Origin of the sequence: Rhizobium sp. BK060, assembly GCF_014193145.1 — a bacterium.
In the GTDB taxonomy this organism is placed as follows: Bacteria; Pseudomonadota; Alphaproteobacteria; order Rhizobiales; family Rhizobiaceae; genus Rhizobium.
In genome coordinates, this window is the sequence record NZ_JACHYW010000009.1 from 174,812 (window position 1) to 192,525 (window position 17,714).

Annotated in this window: 15 protein-coding genes; 6 read left to right on the forward strand and 9 right to left on the reverse strand. The window is 59.6% G+C overall.

The annotated features are described in order from the left end of the window. Position 1: 1 nt before the first annotated feature. The 3 genes from FHT71_RS12495 to FHT71_RS12505 form a co-directional block, all read right to left on the reverse strand. On the reverse strand, positions 2 to 1,888 hold the full coding sequence (locus FHT71_RS12495) for an MFS transporter (protein WP_007794753.1): 1,887 nt from the start codon (positions 1,886 to 1,888) through the stop codon (positions 2 to 4). Positions 1,889 to 2,085: 197 nt separating this feature from the next. Further along, entirely contained in the window at positions 2,086 to 2,439 is a 354-nt protein-coding gene (locus tag FHT71_RS12500) for a VOC family protein (protein ID WP_007794751.1), read from the reverse strand. A 113-nt stretch (positions 2,440 to 2,552) separates the two neighbouring features. Next, a complete protein-coding gene (locus tag FHT71_RS12505; protein ID WP_007794748.1) occupies positions 2,553 to 4,316 on the reverse strand; it encodes a glucan ABC transporter ATP-binding protein/ permease in 1,764 nt (587 codons plus the stop codon). Between the two features lie 325 nt (positions 4,317 to 4,641). Here FHT71_RS12505 and FHT71_RS12510 point away from each other — a divergent pair, with 325 nt between their 5' ends. The 3 genes from FHT71_RS12510 (at position 4,642) to FHT71_RS12520 (ending at position 9,589) form a co-directional block, all read left to right on the forward strand. After that, positions 4,642 to 5,382: a LuxR family transcriptional regulator gene (locus FHT71_RS12510; protein ID WP_132588673.1), complete on the forward strand. Its 741-nt coding sequence runs from the start codon at positions 4,642 to 4,644 to the stop codon at positions 5,380 to 5,382. A 115-nt stretch (positions 5,383 to 5,497) separates the two neighbouring features. Then, positions 5,498 to 8,962, forward strand: a complete 3,465-nt coding sequence (gene pyc, locus FHT71_RS12515; RefSeq protein WP_183719790.1) for a pyruvate carboxylase — start codon at positions 5,498 to 5,500, stop codon at positions 8,960 to 8,962. Positions 8,963 to 9,028: 66 nt separating this feature from the next. After that, entirely contained in the window at positions 9,029 to 9,589 is a 561-nt protein-coding gene (locus tag FHT71_RS12520) for an NAD(P)H-dependent oxidoreductase (RefSeq protein WP_132588671.1), read from the forward strand. A gap of 21 nt (positions 9,590 to 9,610) precedes the next feature. On the opposite strand, the gene FHT71_RS12525 is transcribed toward FHT71_RS12520, so the two are convergent. From FHT71_RS12525 to FHT71_RS12540, 4 genes are all read right to left on the reverse strand, one after another. Next, positions 9,611 to 10,372: an amino acid ABC transporter ATP-binding protein gene (locus FHT71_RS12525; RefSeq protein ID WP_007794738.1), complete on the reverse strand. Its 762-nt coding sequence runs from the start codon at positions 10,370 to 10,372 to the stop codon at positions 9,611 to 9,613. Continuing rightward, positions 10,369 to 11,049: an amino acid ABC transporter permease gene (locus tag FHT71_RS12530; RefSeq protein ID WP_037083034.1), complete on the reverse strand. Its 681-nt coding sequence runs from the start codon at positions 11,047 to 11,049 to the stop codon at positions 10,369 to 10,371. Before FHT71_RS12530 ends, FHT71_RS12525 begins: the two co-directional genes overlap by 4 nt. Positions 11,050 to 11,157: 108 nt before the next feature. Next, complete coding sequence (locus tag FHT71_RS12535) at positions 11,158 to 11,481, reverse strand: hypothetical protein (RefSeq protein ID WP_132588670.1); 324 nt, start codon at positions 11,479 to 11,481, stop codon at positions 11,158 to 11,160. A gap of 30 nt (positions 11,482 to 11,511) precedes the next feature. Next, positions 11,512 to 12,285, reverse strand: coding sequence for an amino acid ABC transporter substrate-binding protein (locus FHT71_RS12540; RefSeq protein WP_007794728.1), 774 nt, complete (start codon positions 12,283 to 12,285; stop codon positions 11,512 to 11,514). 246 nt (positions 12,286 to 12,531) lie between these two features. Here FHT71_RS12540 and FHT71_RS12545 point away from each other — a divergent pair, with 246 nt between their 5' ends. The 3 genes from FHT71_RS12545 (at position 12,532) to ispG (ending at position 15,909) form a co-directional block, all read left to right on the forward strand. Then, on the forward strand, positions 12,532 to 13,314 hold the full coding sequence (locus FHT71_RS12545; protein WP_037083067.1) for a DeoR/GlpR family DNA-binding transcription regulator: 783 nt from the start codon (positions 12,532 to 12,534) through the stop codon (positions 13,312 to 13,314). 52 nt (positions 13,315 to 13,366) lie between these two features. Next, positions 13,367 to 14,560, forward strand: coding sequence for an MFS transporter (locus tag FHT71_RS12550; RefSeq protein ID WP_183719792.1), 1,194 nt, complete (start codon positions 13,367 to 13,369; stop codon positions 14,558 to 14,560). Positions 14,561 to 14,658: 98 nt separating this feature from the next. Then, positions 14,659 to 15,909: a flavodoxin-dependent (E)-4-hydroxy-3-methylbut-2-enyl-diphosphate synthase gene (gene ispG / locus FHT71_RS12555; protein ID WP_132588668.1), complete on the forward strand. Its 1,251-nt coding sequence runs from the start codon at positions 14,659 to 14,661 to the stop codon at positions 15,907 to 15,909. 14 nt (positions 15,910 to 15,923) lie between these two features. On the opposite strand, the gene FHT71_RS12560 is transcribed toward ispG, so the two are convergent. Together FHT71_RS12560 and FHT71_RS12565 are read right to left on the reverse strand one after the other, a co-directional pair. Beyond that, entirely contained in the window at positions 15,924 to 16,562 is a 639-nt protein-coding gene (locus FHT71_RS12560; protein WP_183719794.1) for a LysE family translocator, read from the reverse strand. A gap of 118 nt (positions 16,563 to 16,680) precedes the next feature. Further along, the gene (locus FHT71_RS12565) at positions 16,681 to 17,595 is read right to left on the reverse strand and encodes a polyprenyl synthetase family protein (protein ID WP_132588666.1); all 915 of its coding nucleotides are present in this window, start codon (positions 17,593 to 17,595) and stop codon (positions 16,681 to 16,683) included. Positions 17,596 to 17,714: the final 119 nt, after the last annotated feature.

The window sequence follows — 17,714 nt, forward strand, 5'->3', positions numbered from 1 at the left end:
CTCAATCCATCGCGTGGATATCGCGATCTTTGGTTTCCGGCAGGAAGATCAGGCCGATAACCAGCGTGATCGCCGCGAACACGATTGGATACCAGAGGCCGAAGTAGATATCGCCGGTAGCGGCACTCATTGCGAAGGCCGTTGCCGGCAGCAGGCCACCGAACCAACCGTTGCCGATATGGTAAGGGAGCGACATGCCGGTGTAGCGGATGCGGGTCGGGAAGAGTTCGACCAGTAGGGCGGCAATCGGGCCGTAGACCATCGTCACATAGAGAACGAGCACGAACAGGATGGCGATCGTGCCGATCCAGTTGACGCGGGACGGGTCAGCCGTCATCGCAAAGCTGCCGCCATTGGCGATATTATAGACCGCCATGTCGGTGACGCCCTTGGCTTCGTCGGCGGTCAGCAGCTTATCGGCGACAAGCTTGTCAGCCGGCACGGTCTGCTTTTCACCGGCACGGACTGCGTCGACGTTGAGAGCAAGTTCCGGGTTGGCTGCAATGAAGGCATCCAGCTTGGCATCCGGAACTTTGGTGGCGCCGCGCTTCAGCGGGTATCCGGCGTCGTGAAGGGCGATATTGACGCCCTTTTCGAAAGCGCCCGTCATTGCTTTTGCCTTGTCGCCGGCGGCGATGGCATCGAAGCTGTTGATGGTTTCGTCGCCGATCTTGACCGTAGCAGGTTGCCCCGCGGGGCCGGGGACAACATCATAAGGAACCGAGTTCTTGGTCAGGAAGGCCGTTGCCACGTCGCAGGAACTGGTGAACTTCGAGGTTCCGGTCGGGTTGAACTGGAACTTGCAGTCAGCCGGGTCGGCCGTCACGGTTGCGCGGACGGAGGCCTGGGCTTCCGCAAGCGCCGGATTGGCAGTCCAGGTCATGGCCTTAAACAACGGCTGGTAGGTGACGGCGGCGATCAAGAGGCCGGCCATGATGATCGGCTTGCGACCGATCTTGTCGGACAGGCCGCCGAAGACGACGAAGAACGGTGTGCCAAGGAAGAGTGCAATGGCCACCATGATGTTTGCCGATTGCAGGTCGACTTTGAGCACATTCTGCAGGAAGAACAGCGCGTAGAACTGGCCGCCGTACCAGACGACTGCCTGACCCATTGTTGCGCCGAGAAGCGCAATCAGCGCGATCTTGGCATTCTTCCATTGACCGAAGGCTTCGGTCAGCGGGGCTTTCGAGCCCTTGCCTTCCGCCTTCATTCTCTGGAATGCCGGTGACTCGTTCATCTTCAGACGGATCCAGACGGAGACGCCGAGAAGGACGACCGATACCAGGAACGGAATGCGCCAGCCCCACGCGGCAAAGGCTTCCTTGCCCATCAGGAACTGAACGCCGACGATGACGAGAAGCGACAGGAAGAGGCCGAGCGTTGCCGTCGTTTGAATCCATGAGGTGAAGTAGCCGCGGCGTCCATTGGGCGCATGTTCGGCCACGTATGTTGCCGCACCGCCATATTCGCCGCCGAGCGCAAGACCTTGCAAGAGCCGAAGTCCAATCAGGATGATGGGCGCCGCGATGCCGATCGTTGCCGCACCAGGAAGAATACCAACGAGAAATGTCGAGAGGCCCATGATGAGGATCGTCACCAGGAACGTGTACTTGCGGCCGACGAGGTCGCCGAGGCGGCCAAAGACGAGCGCGCCGAACGGGCGCACCAGGAAGCCAGCGGCAAAGGCCAAAAGCGTGAAGATGTTTCGTGTTGCTTCCGGGTATTGGGTGAAATAGGTCGCGCCGATATAGGTGGCGAGCGAACCGTAAAGATAGAAGTCATACCATTCGAAAACGGTCCCGAGCGATGAGGCGAAGATAACCTTCTTCTCCTCGCCCGTCATCGGACCGGCTTTTGAGCCGTCGACGCTTACGACATTTGCCATTTTCTGTCCTCCACAGAGCGAATGTGAAATGCGGCGCGCGACCATACTCTCCTCGAAGCGTACCCCAGGTCGCGGTTCGCCTGACGAGAGTGTGCCAGAAAAGCTCCCCCATAAAGAGAGCGGCTTTGGGATTATGACTTTAGTCTAACGCCGTTGCGCAGATTGTCGCAGGCAAGAGCCGGTCGCGCCTTTGCCCTTCAGGCCTTGTGGGAAAGAATATTCACCAGGGTTCCGAAGGGGTCGCGAACATAGAAGCGACGTACACCCCACGGCTCGTCGGCCGGGCCATAACAAATCTCGAAACCAGCGGTGCGCATGGCTGCGTATGCTTCATCGACGTCATCGACTTCGATTGACAGGCCCGGAATCGGCGTTCCCGCGCCGCCTTCGCTTGCAAAGCTGACCTGGACGGACATCTGCTGGCTTGAGCCGTAGGTTGCGATCCAGCCGTGATCCATCAGGAGATCCAACCCGAGGATATCCCGATAGAATGCGCTTGCGGCGGCCGGGCTGGGAGTTTCGAGATTGGCGACAATTCGTCTGACTTGCATACGACCTCCCCGCGGTTTCGTTTCCGATACTTAGAAAGTGGTCGCTGGTCGGCAAGAAAAAAGCCGGATGGCAGAACCATCCGGCTTTGATCGATCGATGCACCTGTTTCCGATCAGGCCGCCTCTGTCGTGTGTGCCTTGCGAACTTCCTCATCCGTCAGGATGCCGCTCGCACGGAGCAATGCAGCGAAGCGGCCGTTGCTCTGGCTGAGTTCTTCGAAGCTGCCTTCTTCGACGACACGGCCGCTATCCAGGAACAGGACCTTGTCTGCTTCACGAACCGTCGAAAGACGGTGCGCGATAATGAAGGTCGTGCGGTTTTGGCGCAGGTTGTCGATTGCGGCCTTCACGCGGTTTTCCGTTTCGACGTCAAGCGCGCTCGTCGCTTCGTCCAGCACCAGGATCGGCGCATCCTTGAGGATGGCGCGGGCGATCGCCACACGCTGACGTTCGCCGCCCGAGAGCTTGTTGCCGCGCTCGCCGACATGGGTGTCGTACTGATTTTCGCGTGTCTCGATGAAGTCGGCTGCGGCAGCAGCTTCTGCGGCACGGCGCATGTCTTCATCCGAAGCGCCCTCGCGGCCGAGGCGAATGTTGTCGCTGATCGAGCGGTTGAGCAGGCCGGCATCCTGGAACACAGTTGCGATATAGCGGCGAAGCGACTTGCGGGTGATCTTCGTCGTATCGTGACCATCGACCAGGATCTGGCCGCTGTCCGGGTCATAGACGCGTTGCAGTAGGTTGATCATCGTGGTCTTGCCCGAGCCGGTAGGGCCGACGATCGCAACCGTCTGGCCAGCCTTGGCGGTGAAAGACACATTATGCAGGCCCTGCGCGGTGTTGCCGAAGCGGAACGACACGTTGCGGAATTCAACTTCACCCTTCACGTCGGCGATATCGGCATTGCCGGCCGGCTCTTCGCGTTCGCGGACCGAGTCTTCGAGCGAGTAGAAGTCCTCAAGTTTTGAGCGAGCCTCGAAGATCTGCGTTGCGAACTGACGCATCTGGTCGAGACGCGAGATCAGCAGGTTCGCAAAGCCGATGAAGGCAATGACGTCACCGATACGGAGCTCGCCGGACTGGACCATCAGCGTACCGATCACCAGGATGACCATCATGGCGATGGTGGATGCCATGCGGTTCATTGCGCCGGCCAGAGCCCACCAGTCGAGAACCGGAAACTGAGCCTGCAGCAGGCGGTCGGCAAAGGACTTCAACGCCTTGGTTTCGGCCTCGATGCGGTTGTAGCTGTGCAGGACCGACACGTTGCTGATCGAGTCACTGACGTGCGAAAATACTGTGTGGTAGTGGTTCTCGACTGATGCCTGGCCATCCTTGGTACGGCTCATGACGAGACGACCGATCAGCCAGTAGGCTACGCCGAGCACGACCAGTACGCCCGAAAGACGCAGGTCCATCGACATTGCGGTCGGGATCAGAAGTGCGATCGCCACGGCTGTTGACAGGTGGTTGCGCATGAACTCGAGCCAAAGGCCGAAGAGCGTTTCGCATGCGCGCAGCAGGGTATGCAGCGCATTCGACGTGCCGCGCTGATGATGCCAGGACAGCGGCATCGAGATGATACGGCCGAACGCTTCCGTCAGCAGCGTGGCGCGCCGGCCATGAGCCAGCCGGTCGGCCTCACGCGCGACCAGAACAAAGGCTATGGTGTTGAAGACGGCAAAACCGGCCCACATGAAAAGGATGGGTTTAACTTCGCCCTTGCCCGAGATCGCATCGATGATGCGGCCGAACAAAATGGGTTCGGCGATTGTGATCGCGGCAAGCACGATATTCGCGATAACGACCAGGGATACGCGGAGCTTGTAGGCGCCAAGATAGCGCAAAGCTCTTGCATAGACCTTGAATAGCGACACAGCGATACCTCTTGTGCATCTGCGAAATAGTGGATGCTGCGACGCTACAGAAAGATATCTGAACCGGCGATTAACGAAGCGTTCAGGGGGCTTTCGCAAGGAAGATTCTTTGGGTCCCGAAGCGCATGCAAATGCCTGGGTCTGAAATTTTTTGGGGCGGTTTGAAAATTTCGCAATTTTCGCTTGCGTTGAACGACTGCGCTGGCACACGATAATACATATTCTAGATTGATGTTTGATTGCATCGAAAGGCGCCCCGCCATCGGGGCATGGCCTATTGGCTGTTACTATTCAATGTGAAGCCCAATTGGGTGGGGACGTTTTGGTGAATATTCATTCGTTAATTCAATTGCTTGTTGTTCTAGAGGAATGCCGGAAGGCGGAAGGCGTCATCGCGGAGCTCGAGCACGTCGTTCACTCTTATGGTTTCCAGTATTATGGCCTTATGCGGCATCTCAGAGCGACTGAAGATCCAGTCAGCCTTATGTTTGCCGGCCATTGGCCAGAGAAGTGGGCACAAATCTATCTTTCGAAGAAATACGTTCTGACCGACCCGACGGTGCGCTATCTCGCACATGCGCAAAGACCGTTTCGTTGGAAGGACAGCTTGACGGCTTTCCGCAAGGATCCGCATCACCGGCGCATGGAGCAAATGATGGCCGACGCCCATAGCCATGGCCTGAGGGACGGCTACATTTTCCCTATCCATGGCCGAAACGGCATCCTCGGTAACATGAGCGTAGGCGGAACGCCCGTGGATCTTTCTCCTGTCGAGATCTCGCTTTTTGGCGCCGTCGCTCGAAAGGCTTTCTGGCGGCTCCTTGATCTCAAGGGGGAGGCTCCGGCACTTGAAGAAGTTTCCGGCGTCGACACGCGCTTGACGCGCCGAGAGATGGAAATACTTCAGTATCTTGCCGAAGGCATGACCTCCGTGGAGATCGGCAAGCGTCTCAAGATTTCGAACCACACCGTCGACTGGTACATGAACGGCCTGCAAGACAAGTTGAAAGCAAAAAACAGACAGCATGCAGTCGCTGTCGCCTTCCGGCATGGCCTCATCACCTAGTCCTAGAGAAATTCTATTTCCGGCGGTTCTGGAAATTGAACTTTCCGTGACAGCGCGTTAAGACTTCTCTTCGCGGGTGCAGCATTGCCCGTTTCGATGCCGTGAGGAGACAGCATTGCCCATTTCCAAGATACTTGTTGCCAACCGTTCGGAAATTGCCATCCGCGTGTTTCGCGCGGCCAACGAGCTCGGGATAAAAACGGTCGCGATATGGGCGGAAGAAGACAAGCTGGCGCTGCACAGGTTCAAGGCCGACGAGAGCTATCAGGTCGGCCGTGGGCCCCATCTTGCCCGCGATCTCGGGCCGATCGAGAGCTATCTGTCGATCGATGAGGTGATCCGCGTCGCCAAGCTTTCCGGTGCCGATGCGATCCATCCGGGCTATGGCCTCCTGTCGGAAAGCCCGGAATTCGTCGATGCCTGCAACAAGGCCGGCATCACCTTCATCGGCCCGACGGCCGATACCATGCGCCAGCTCGGCAACAAGGTCGCGGCGCGCAATCTGGCAATCTCGGTCGGCGTGCCTGTGGTGCCGGCAACCGAGCCGCTGCCCGACGATATGGCCGAAGTCGCCCGCATGGCGGCAGCGATCGGCTACCCTGTGATGCTGAAGGCCTCGTGGGGCGGTGGCGGGCGCGGCATGCGCGTCATTCGCTCGGAAGCCGACCTGGCGCGCGAGGTGACGGAAGCCAAGCGCGAGGCGATGGCCGCTTTCGGCAAGGACGAGGTCTATCTGGAAAAGCTCGTCGAGCGTGCCCGCCACGTCGAAAGCCAGATCCTTGGCGATACGCATGGCAACGTCGTTCACCTTTTCGAGCGCGACTGCTCGATCCAGCGCCGCAACCAGAAGGTTGTCGAGCGTGCGCCGGCCCCTTATCTGAGCGAGGCGCAGCGCCAGGAACTGGCGGCCTATTCGCTGAAGATCGCTGGCGCCACCAATTATATCGGCGCCGGCACGGTCGAGTATCTGATGGATGCTGATACCGGCAAATTCTACTTCATCGAAGTCAATCCGCGCATTCAGGTCGAGCACACCGTCACCGAAGTCGTCACGGGCATCGACATCGTCAAGGCACAGATCCATATCCTCGACGGCTTTGCGATCGGCACGCCGGAATCGGGTGTGCCCGAGCAGAAAGACATTCGCCTCAACGGCCACGCCCTGCAGTGCCGTATCACCACCGAGGATCCGGAGCACAACTTCATCCCGGATTACGGCCGTATTACCGCCTATCGCTCGGCATCCGGCTTCGGCATCCGCCTGGATGGCGGCACCTCCTATTCCGGCGCGATCATCACCCGTTACTACGATCCGCTGCTGGTCAAGGTCACGGCCTGGGCACCGAATCCTTCGGAAGCGATTTCCCGCATGGACCGCGCGCTGCGCGAATTCCGTATCCGCGGCGTGGCCACCAACCTGACCTTCCTGGAAGCGATCATCACGCATCCGAAGTTCAGGGATAACAGCTACACCACGCGCTTCATCGACTCGACGCCGGAACTCTTCCAGCAGGTCAAGCGACAGGACCGCGCAACCAAGCTTCTGACCTACCTCGCGGATGTCACGGTCAATGGTCATCCCGAAGCCAAGGATCGGCCGAAGCCATCGGCAGGTATCGCAGAACCGATGGTGCCCTACACCAATGGCAACGGCGTTCCCGACGGCACCAAGCAGCTTCTCGACAAGCTCGGTCCGAAGAAGTTCGGCGAGTGGATGCGCAATGAAAAGCGCATCCTGATGACCGATACGACAATGCGCGACGGCCATCAGTCGCTGCTTGCGACACGTATGCGCACCTATGACATCGCCCGTATCGCCGGCACTTATGCGCACGCCTTGCCGAACCTCTTGTCGCTCGAGTGCTGGGGTGGTGCGACCTTCGACGTCTCGATGCGCTTCCTGACGGAAGATCCGTGGGAGCGTCTGTCGCTCGTGCGCGAAGCCGCACCCAACCTGCTTTTGCAGATGCTGCTGCGCGGCGCAAACGGCGTCGGCTACAAGAATTATCCTGACAACGTCGTCAAATACTTCGTCCGGCAAGCGGCTGCTGGTGGTATCGATCTCTTCCGCGTCTTCGACTGCCTGAACTGGGTCGAGAACATGCGTGTCTCGATGGATGCGATCGCCGAAGAGAGCAAACTCTGTGAAGCGGCGATCTGCTACACCGGCGATATCCTGAATTCGGCCCGCCCGAAGTACGATCTCAAGTACTACACGGACCTCGCCGTTGAACTCGAAAAGGCCGGCGCGCATATCATCGCGGTCAAGGACATGGCCGGCCTTCTGAAGCCGGCTGCCGCCAAAGTCCTGTTCAAGGCGCTGCGTGACGCGACCAGCCTTCCGATCCATTTCCACACGCACGACACCTCAGGCATTGCAGCGGCAACGGTTCTTGCTGCCGTTGATGCTGGCGTCGACGCCGTCGATGCGGCGATGGATGCGCTGTCCGGCAATACCTCGCAGCCGTGCCTTGGCTCGATCGTCGAGGCGCTGCGTGGCTCCGAACGCGATCCCGGTCTCGATCCCGAATGGATCCGCCGCATCTCCTTCTATTGGGAAGCGGTGCGTCATCAGTATGCGGCCTTCGAAAGCGACCTCAAGGGACCGGCATCGGAAGTCTACCTGCACGAAATGCCCGGTGGCCAGTTCACCAATCTCAAGGAGCAGGCCCGCTCGCTCGGCCTCGAAACCCGTTGGCATTCGGTGGCGCAGGCCTATGCCGACGCCAACCAGATGTTCGGCGACATCGTCAAGGTGACGCCGTCCTCCAAGGTCGTCGGCGACATGGCGCTGATGATGGTCAGCCAAGACCTGACAGTTGCTGACGTCGTTAGCGCCGACAAGGAAGTCTCCTTTCCGGAATCGGTTGTCTCGATGCTGAAGGGGGATCTCGGACAGCCGCCGTCCGGCTGGCCGGAAGCGCTGCAGAAGAAGGCACTGAAGGGCGACGCGCCCTATACCGTGCGTCCGGGTTCGCTGCTTGCCGACGCCGATCTCGATGCTGAGCGCAAAGTTATCGAGACCAAGCTGGAGCGTGAGGTCAGCGACTTCGAATTCGCTTCCTATTTGATGTATCCGAAGGTCTTCACCGATTTTGCGCTGGCCTCCGACACCTACGGCCCGGTCTCCGTGCTGCCGACGCAGGCCTATTTCTACGGCCTTGCCGACGGCGAGGAGCTGTTTGCCGACATCGAGAAGGGCAAGACGCTCGTCATCGTCAATCAGGCGATGAGCGGAACGGACAGCCAGGGTATGGTCACGGTGTTCTTCGAGCTCAACGGCCAGCCGCGCCGCATCAAGGTTCCGGATCGCGCGCATGGTGCGACCGGTGCTGCCGCTCGCCGCAAGGCGGAGCCGGGCAATGCCGCGCATGTCGGCGCGCCGATGCCTGGCGTCATTTCCCGCGTCTTCATTTCGCCGGGCCAGGCGATCAATGCCGGCGACGTGCTTGTTTCCATCGAGGCCATGAAGATGGAAACGGCAATCCATGCCGAAAAAGACGGTGCGATTGCGGAAGTGCTCGTCAAGGCGGGCGACCAGATCGATGCCAAGGACCTGCTAGTCAGCTATGCTGGCTGACGGACATTCGAACGATAAAAAGGGCGGCCTTCGGGCCGCTCTTATATTTTTCGTGAGAGGATTGATATGAGTAAGCTCAAGATTGCCGTCATCATCGGAAGCACGCGAATTGGCCGTTTTGCGGATCATCCTGCCAAGTGGATTGCTCAGATAGCCGCAAGCCGCCCCGAATTGGAGGTCGAAGTTCTCGATCTCTTGGACTACCCGATGTCCTTCCTCGGACAGGCAAGCGCAACTGAATCTCAGAATGAAACGGCGGAGCGCTGGAAGAAGAAGCTGCTCGAGTTCGACGGCTACATTTTCACGGCCGCCGAGTACAACCATGCGCCGACGGCCGTTCTCAAGAATGCGATCGATCTCGGTCATTTCGTCCATAAACCGGTTGCCTTCGTCGGCTACGGCGGTGTCGGTGGCGCGCGTGCGGTCGAGCAGTTGCGGTTGATCTTCGTCGAAATGAGCGCCGTTTCCGTGAAGACAGGCGTTCACATTTCTTTCCCGGAATATCTCTCCGTTGCCAAGAACGGAAGGAGTCTGAACGACTACGCGCACCTCGTCGAGGCCGCTAAGAACCAGCTCGACCAGCTTGTCTGGTGGGGCAAAGCGCTGAAGGCGGCGCGCGCGGTCTAAAGCTCTAACCGCCGCCCGTGCCTAAATGTCGTAGGTGTGGGCGGCATTGATCGTCGAGATGAAGCGCTTGGTGCGCTCGCGCTCAGGCGCCGTAAAGATGTTCCTTGCGCTTCCTGTCTCTACCACGCTGCCGGCCTCGAGGAAGACGACGTCATTGGCGATCTTGGAGGCGAGGCGCAAGTCATGCGTCGCCATCACCATTGTCGTGCCCTCGCTGGCGAGACGACCGAGAACATCGACGACTTCGGCGGAAAGTTCTGGGTCGAGCGCCGAGGTTGGTTCATCGCAGAGAAGAACGCGTGGAGACGGGGCGAGCGCGCGGGCGATTGCGACGCGCTGCTGCTGGCCACCCGATAGCGTCGAAGGCCAGGCGTCGGCTTTGTGCGCCATGCCGACCTTCGTCAGCAGTTCCATTGCCCGCTCCCGTGCCCTTTCTTTCGGCCACCTCAGGACGGTGACAAGGCCTTCCATCACGTTCTCGATGGCTGTCTGATGTGGAAAGAGCTGGAAGTTCTGGAATACCATGCCGGTCTGCCGGCGGATCTTCTGGATCGCCTGCCAGCCGGTCTTCTGTCCTGGCGCAAAGCTCAGCTTCTCGTCGCCGAGGCGGATCATGCCTGCTGTCGGGATCTCCAGCAGGTTGATGCAGCGCAGCAGCGTACTCTTGCCGCCACCTGACGGACCGACGAGCGCCGTAACGCTGCCTTCGGGAATGCGGATGCTGATGTCTTTCAGAATGACGGCGTCGCCGAAGCGCTTTTCGATATGCGAAAGCTCGATCATGCGTTTGCCTCCAGCATACCGCCGTAGCGCGCGAAGCGACGCTCGAGGCGGACTTGCAGCGCGGATAGGACGGAGCTCAAAGCAAGGTATATCAATGCGGCCTCGATGTAGAGGATCAGCGGCTCGTAAGTGGTTGCGACGATGCGCTGCGCCGCCTGGAACAGCTCGGGCACCGTAATGGCGGCGGCAAGCGAGGTGTCCTTCACCAGCGAAATGAATGTGTTGGAGAGCGGCGGCACCGCAACACGCCCAGCCTGCGGCAGGATCGTGCGGCTCATTGCCTGACGCCAGCTCATGCCAATCGAATAGGCCGCTTCCCACTGCCCCTTCGGCACGGAGGAGATAACGGCGCGAATGATCTCGGAGCTGTAGGCACCGATGTTGAGGGTGAAGCCGATCAGCGCCGCCGGAAACGCGTCGAGCAGGATGCCGACGCTCGGCAAGCCGTAAAAGATGACGAAGAGCTGTACCAGAAGTGGTGTGCCCCTGATCACCCAGACATAGAACCGGGCGATGGCGACGATCGGCGCAGGTGCGAAAAGCCGCGCGATTGCCGTGAGCAATCCAAGGATGAGACCGAATGTGAATGACAGGAGCGTCAGCGGGATCGTGAAGATCAGGCCGGCCCAGAGGAGCGGACCAAGCGACTCCGCCATCAGTTGAAACCAGTGCGGCACGGGTGTTCTTTCTGTTCTAGTGACGCGATCGTTGCGTGCTTTGGGAGATACCCTTCGCAGGCTACTTCCTGCAAGAGCAGACCGCGTAGCGCTTTTTTCATCCCGCGGTTACATTCTCTCACCACTATGAGAAGAGATCGCTTGATTTTCGGATTGTATGCCGCCCTTGCAGCGGTGGTTGCGGGCCTGATCCTTGTCGGCGATGTCGACGGCGGGAGAAACGGCCGCCTGATAGTCGCTCTCCTTGGTCCTACCGGCGCCCTTTGGGTTTTCCGCGCCGTTCTGCTCATCGTCGTCGGAGCGCTTATCCTGGCCATCTGGTCCGAGATCCGGCAGCGGAAAAGGATTGATCGCATGATGAGGCAGCGCATAAATCTTGACCGCAGCCAGCATGATCACGTCGATCCGACGGCGTAAAAACAGGGACGACAAAAGTGCCGCCCCTATTTGATGGCTTTCAGCTTACTTCGAAACGTCCTGGCCGAAGTACTTGTCGGAAATCTTCTTGTAGGTGCCGTCGGCCTTGACGTCGTCCAGTGCCTTGTTGATCGCCTCCAGCAGTTCCGGCTCGCCTTTGCGGATGATGATGCCGGAATAATCGGCATTTTCCTGCTCTGCCACGATCTTCACCGGAGCTTCCGGCTTGTGCTTCTTGAAGTCGAGGAAGGAAAGGCTGTCGTTGACTGTTGCGTCCGCGCGCTTGGTCAGCACCAGCTGGATCGACTGGTCGAAGCCGTCGGTGCCGACGAGTTCGGCGCCGGCCTCCTGGGCGAGCTTACCGAAGTTGCTGGTCAGCGACTGAGCCGACTTCTTGCCCTTGAGGTCTGCAAAACCCTTGATGCTGTCGTCGCCATCGCGAACGATCAGGACTGCCTTCGACGCGATGTAGGGTTCGGAGAAGTCATACTTCTGCTTGCGCGCCTCGGTGATGCCGACTTGGTTGATGACTGTGTCGTAGCGCTTCGCATCGAGACCGGCGATCAGGCCGTCCCATTTGCCTTCGACGAATTCCGCCTTGACGCCAAGCTTGGCGGCAACCGCTTCGCCGATCTCCACGTCGAAGCCGACCAGCTTGCCGCTCGTGTCATGAAAGGTGAACGGAGCATAGGTTCCTTCGGTGCCGATCTTCAAGACACCTGATGATTTGATGGCCGCGAGGTTGTCGCCGGCGATGGCAGGAAGGAGCGCGGCGGCCTGTATCAGTGCGGCGGCGGCGATGGTCTTTAGGAGGTTCATGTCTTTTCCAGTTCACCAGATGTAATCGATGCACGGAAAATCGCAGAAAAGCATTTGAGAAGAAGCGTAGAAAACTGCAAAGAAAATCGGCAGGTGCGAATATTTTTCTCATTTCTCACGATTTCGGTGGGCGTTGTTTCGTAGCGTGACGAAACGTGTATGGCGCGCGCCCTTGTGTGCGTAATCGCATTTGTTTATGCATGTTCTTGCCTGATTAATGACGAGATCGACGAAACCGGCACGAACATGAACGAACTTCTCATGCAGGAGCGGCAAAGCGCCATTTCGCGGAAGCTGCAGATCAACGGTCGTGTCCTTGCCGCCGAACTGGCGGAGGAGTTCGGCGTGTCCGAGGATACCGTGCGTCGGGATCTTCGCGAGATGGCAGCTGCAGGCCTTTGCGAGCGCGTTTACGGCGGTGCGTTGCCGGTTTCACCCGCCAGCACCAGCCTCAACCACCGCATGGGGGTTGCGCGGGATCGCAAGCAGGCATTGGCACTTGCTGCCGTTTCGCAGATAGCGCCCGGATCGACAGTCTTCTTCGATGCCGGCAGCACGAATCTTGCCATCGCTGCGGCGCTACCTGCCGACATGGCGCTGACTGCGGCCACGAACGCGCCGGCGATCGCTGCCGCGCTGCTCGAAAAACCTTTGGTCAATGTCATCCTTATCGGCGGTCTGCTCGATCGGCAGGTTGGTGGAGCGCTTGGTGCGAAGGCCATGCGGGACATGGAGTCGCTGTCCCCCGATCTCTGCGTGCTCGGCGCCTGCGGCATCGATCTGGCAGCAGGCGTTACGACCTTCGGGTTCGAGGATGCCGAGTTCAAGCGTTTTGCGGCATCGCGGAGCAGGAAGGTCCTCGTTGCGGTGACCTCAGAAAAATTTGCCACCGCTGCGCCGCATGGCGTTCTCGCTGTGGCGCATTGCGCGTGTCTGGTGGTCGAAAGCAACGCCGATCCAGCCATGTTGGCGCAATATCGCGAACGCGGCTGCAAGACGATCGTGGCTCGCGAGACGGCGAGAACATAGTTCAAAATCGGGCGCGGACCGGTTCCGTCGCCGAGGCATATTGGGAAGAGACATGGACAGTCAAGTGAATGTGACAACGATCGCCAGAAGCGGCTTCGTGACCAGAGGCAGGGTGGCAGTCTCGTTGCTGTTCCTGATGAACGGCTTTCTGGTCGGCTGCTGGGCGCCGAAGATTCCGGATTTCGCCGAACGCCTGCAACTCAGCAAGTTCGAACTCGGACTGATGATCCTGGTTTTCGGCGTCGGTTCGCTAATGCTGATGCCGATCGCAGGAACGCAGATCGCACGCTACGGCTCGAAGCGTGTGGCGCAGGTTGCTGCGGTCTGCCTGTTGCCTTCCCTGCTTGCGCTGACGGTCTCGCCGAACGTCTTGACCGGGGCAATCTCGATCTTTCTATTCGGTGGTTTTATCGGCGCGATGGACGTTGCCATGAATGCGAACGCGGTAGCCGTCGAGCAATCGATGCGGCGCGCCATCATGTCTTCGTGCCATGCCTTCTGGAGCCTGGGGGGGTTGATCGGTGCAGGTCTCGGCGGCTTGCTGATTGCCGAATTCGGCGTACTTTGGCATGCGCAGATCGCAACCGTGCTGGCTGTGATCTTCCTTGCAATCGCGTGGACGATGATCCTCACCGATCAACCACACCCCGACGAAAAGAAGGAAAAGCTGCGACTGCCGCTCACGCCGCTGCCCTGGCTGCTCGGTCTCATGGCACTTTTTTCCATGGTTCCGGAGGGCGCCGTGCTGGATTGGGGCGCGCTTTATCTGCGTCAGGAACTGGGCGCATCGGTCGCCGTCTCCGGCTTCGGCTTTGCGGCCTTCTCCCTCACCATGGCGATCATGCGGTTTGGCGGCGATCTTGTTCGTGACCGGCTCGGCGGTGTGACGACGCTTCGGATCTGCGCGCTGTTTGCCATATCAGGCATGCTCCTCGCGGCCTTTGCTCCCAACGCGGAAATTGCGATCCTCGGCTTCGCCTTCTGTGGGATCGGGATTTCAAACATGGTTCCGATCGCCTTTTCGGCTGCCGGCAATGTTCCGGGCCTGAGGGCTGGTATCGGCCTGTCGGTCGTCACCACAATGGGCTATTCCGGCATGCTGGTTGCGCCGTCTGCGATCGGCTTCGTCGCCGAGCACATCGGCTTTAGTGTGGTCTTCATGGCGCTACCTGTGTTGCTTGTCGTCGTGCTATTGTTCTCGAACCTGGCGCGCTATGCCGATGGTATTTCAGGCGGCGGTCACTGAGCCCAGCTCCAAACAAAAGTGATGCGCGGGGCGGGTTGACAACAAAGCAGGCATGATCCACCTGAAAGACACGAATTTTAGGGGTTCAAGAACTCTATATGTCTTCTGCTGCAGATTTTGATCCGAAACCGCGCCGCGCATCCGTCGCCGTCGATGTTGGCGGCGTCATCGTGGGCGGTGGCGCGCCAGTTGTCGTCCAGTCGATGACAAACACCGACACGGCGGATATCGACTCAACGGTTGCCCAGGTGGCGGCTCTCTTCAAGGCGGGCTCGGAGATCGTCCGTATCACCGTAGACCGCGACGAAAGTGCAGCTGCGGTTCCGAAGATTCGCGAGAGGCTGTTGCGCCTTGGCATGGACGTGCCGCTGGTCGGTGATTTTCACTATATTGGCCACAAGCTTCTTGCCGATCATCCGGCTTGTGCCGAGGCGTTGGCGAAATACCGCATCAACCCGGGCAACGTCGGCTTCAAGGACAAGAAGGACAAGCAGTTCGGTGATATCATCGAGATGGCGATCCGCTACGACAAGCCGGTACGCATCGGAGTGAATTGGGGTTCGCTGGATCAAGAGTTGCTGACGGCGCTGATGGATCAGAACGCCGCGGCTGGCTCGCCGCTTTCGGCGCGCCAGGTGACTCGCGAAGCGATCGTGCAGTCCGCTTTGATTTCGGCCAATCTGGCCGAAGAGATCGGCCTGTCGCGCAACCGGATCATCCTGTCGGCCAAGGTTAGCCAGGTACAGGATCTGATCGCCGTCTATTCGATGCTCTCCGAGCGCTCTGACCATGCTTTGCACCTCGGTCTTACCGAAGCCGGGATGGGCAGCAAAGGGATCGTCGCCTCGTCGGCTGCCATGGGCTATGTCCTGCAACAGGGGATCGGCGACACCATCCGCGTGTCGCTGACGCCGGAGCCGAATGGTGACCGGACGCGCGAAGTGCAGGTCGCCCAGGAACTGCTGCAGGTGATGGGCTTCCGCCAGTTTATCCCTGTCGTGGCCGCTTGTCCCGGCTGCGGCCGCACAACCTCGACCGTCTTCCAGGAACTGGCGCAGAACATCCAGAACGACATTCGCAAAAACATGCCGGTCTGGCGCGAAAAATATCCGGGCGTCGAAGCTCTGAACGTTGCGGTCATGGGCTGCATCGTCAACGGGCCTGGTGAAAGCAAGCACGCCGACATCGGCATTTCGTTGCCAGGCACCGGCGAAACGCCAGCAGCGCCCATCTTTATCGATGGCCAGAAGGCGTTGACGCTGCGCGGTCCGAACATCGCTTCAGACTTCGAGGCGCTTGTTATCGACTACATCGAAAAGCGGTTCGGGCAGAAGACGGCCGCGGAGTAGTCCGCGGCGCTGGGTCAGATTCGGCTGGTCAAAAGCTTTAAACCTGCAAAGCAGTAAAAGGCTGCCATGGCACCTTCGATCCAGAGTCGCAGGCTCCGATAGATCTTCAGCGCGTGCGGTGTCGAGAAGAGCACTGCATAGCCCATGAAGGTGATGAATCCCGTTGTCATGCAAATGCCGATAATCAGGCCGGCGACAGAGGCCGGGGCGCCCTGCGGCATTCCGAGCGCGATGATCGCCAGCCACGCGAAGATCGCTTTCGGGTTGGTGACGTGAATGCCGTAGCCACGCAGCAATAGGGCGGGTGTCGTAAGGCGCTTTTGCACGACAGTCTGCGGCAGTTCATCGTTGGCGCGAACAGCCTTGAAGGCCCTGTAGGCGAGGTAGAGCAGATAGAGGCCGCCGAAGATCTTCAGGATCTCCAGCGCCATGGCGTAGGTCTGGAGGATGGTTGCAAGGCCGAGTGCGGCAGCGCAGGCCCAGGTGAACGAGCCGGCGAAGATGCCGAGCGAGATGGTCATGCCCGCCTTTCGGCCATGCGTCATAGAGGTCGACACGATTGCCATGATTGCCGGGCCGGGGCTGATGACGGCGATCAAATAAGCGACGTAGGCAGGCAGGATCTGCGGTAGATAGGTCAGGATCTCATGCATCTTGCGTCTCTTACTCGGCCGGTTGAATATTGGCCCTATTTCTTAGGCGCGGTTCGCGGCGATCGACAAGAGATTGTGTCTCGTGTGTTGGCGGAAATATTGTCCCGGTGACGCTTTTTCAGCTCTTGCGTCCGGCAATGAAGCCAGCCGCTTCCGCGAGAATGATGCTGCGCTCGGAATAGGGAGCCAGCAGTGCTTGTGCCTCACGCACCTGCTCGGCAAGCTTGGCTTCCGCCCATGCCATGCCGTGCATTGCCACCAACGTGCCTTTGCCGCGGCCAGCGTCCTTGCCCGTCGCCTTGCCCATGGTGGCGGCATCGGAGGTGAGATCGAGAATGTCGTCGGCGAGCTGGAAGGCGAGACCGATCCTCTCGCCGAACTGACGCAATCGCGCGCGATCCTCTGGGGAAGCACCGGCGACGACAGCGCCGGCTTCGCAGGCGTAGCGGATGAGTGCGCCCGTCTTCATGGCCTGCAGCGTGACGATGCTCTGCTCGTCTGGCGCCTGCTTCTCGGCGGCAAGGTCGAGAGCCTGGCCGCCGGCCATGCCTCCAATGCCTGCAGCGCGCGCTAGTGCCAGCGTCAAAGCCACCTTGGCCGCGTCAGGTAATTTCGTTTCGGGTGCGGCGATGATGTCAAAGGCATAGGTCAGCAGGCTGTCACCGGCGAGGATGGCGGTCGCTTCATCATAGGCGATGTGCACGGTCGGCTTGCCTCGGCGCAGGTCGTCGTCGTCCATTGCCGGCAGATCGTCGTGGACGAGCGAATAACAGTGCGCGCATTCGAGTGCCGCTCCCACCCTCAGTGCCGCGTTCCTGTCGCCGCCGAGCAACGATGCCGTTTCGACGACAAGGAAGGGTCGCAGCCGCTTGCCGCCGTTCAGGACGGCATAGTGCATGGCCGAACGCAGCCGTTCCGGCCGGGCGATTTCGTCGTTCAGTACGGACGGCGACAGTAGAATATCGAGTACAGCCTCGACCTCTCGCGCCGTGGCGGTCAATCTGGCTTCGAATGTTTCAGAGCTTGCGTCCATGGCGCGCTGTTTGGCATGAGCCGGCTTCCGCTTGCAACGGAATTGTCGATGGTGCGGCGAAGATTTCCTTTGTCTCTGGCAATGCCAGGTCGCAAACGCTATGGAGGAGAAGGGCAAGA

Excerpts from the sequence above, each read along its gene's own strand:
- FHT71_RS12495 (WP_007794753.1), bottom strand. The coding sequence starts at position 1,888 with ATGGCAAATGTCGTAAGCGTCGACGGCTCAAAAGCCGGTCCGATGACG.
- FHT71_RS12500 (WP_007794751.1), bottom strand. The coding sequence starts at position 2,439 with ATGCAAGTCAGACGAATTGTCGCCAATCTCGAAACTCCCAGCCCGGCC.
- FHT71_RS12520 (WP_132588671.1), top strand. The coding sequence starts at position 9,029 with ATGAGTAAGCTCAAGATTGCCGTCATCATCGGAAGCACGCGAATTGGC.
- FHT71_RS12525 (WP_007794738.1), bottom strand. The coding sequence starts at position 10,372 with ATGATCGAGCTTTCGCATATCGAAAAGCGCTTCGGCGACGCCGTCATT.
- FHT71_RS12540 (WP_007794728.1), bottom strand. The coding sequence starts at position 12,285 with ATGAACCTCCTAAAGACCATCGCCGCCGCCGCACTGATACAGGCCGCC.
- FHT71_RS12545 (WP_037083067.1), top strand. The coding sequence starts at position 12,532 with ATGAACGAACTTCTCATGCAGGAGCGGCAAAGCGCCATTTCGCGGAAG.
- FHT71_RS12550 (WP_183719792.1), top strand. The coding sequence starts at position 13,367 with ATGGACAGTCAAGTGAATGTGACAACGATCGCCAGAAGCGGCTTCGTG.
- ispG (WP_132588668.1), top strand. The coding sequence starts at position 14,659 with ATGTCTTCTGCTGCAGATTTTGATCCGAAACCGCGCCGCGCATCCGTC.
- FHT71_RS12560 (WP_183719794.1), bottom strand. The coding sequence starts at position 16,562 with ATGCATGAGATCCTGACCTATCTACCGCAGATCCTGCCTGCCTACGTC.
- FHT71_RS12565 (WP_132588666.1), bottom strand. The coding sequence starts at position 17,595 with ATGGACGCAAGCTCTGAAACATTCGAAGCCAGATTGACCGCCACGGCG.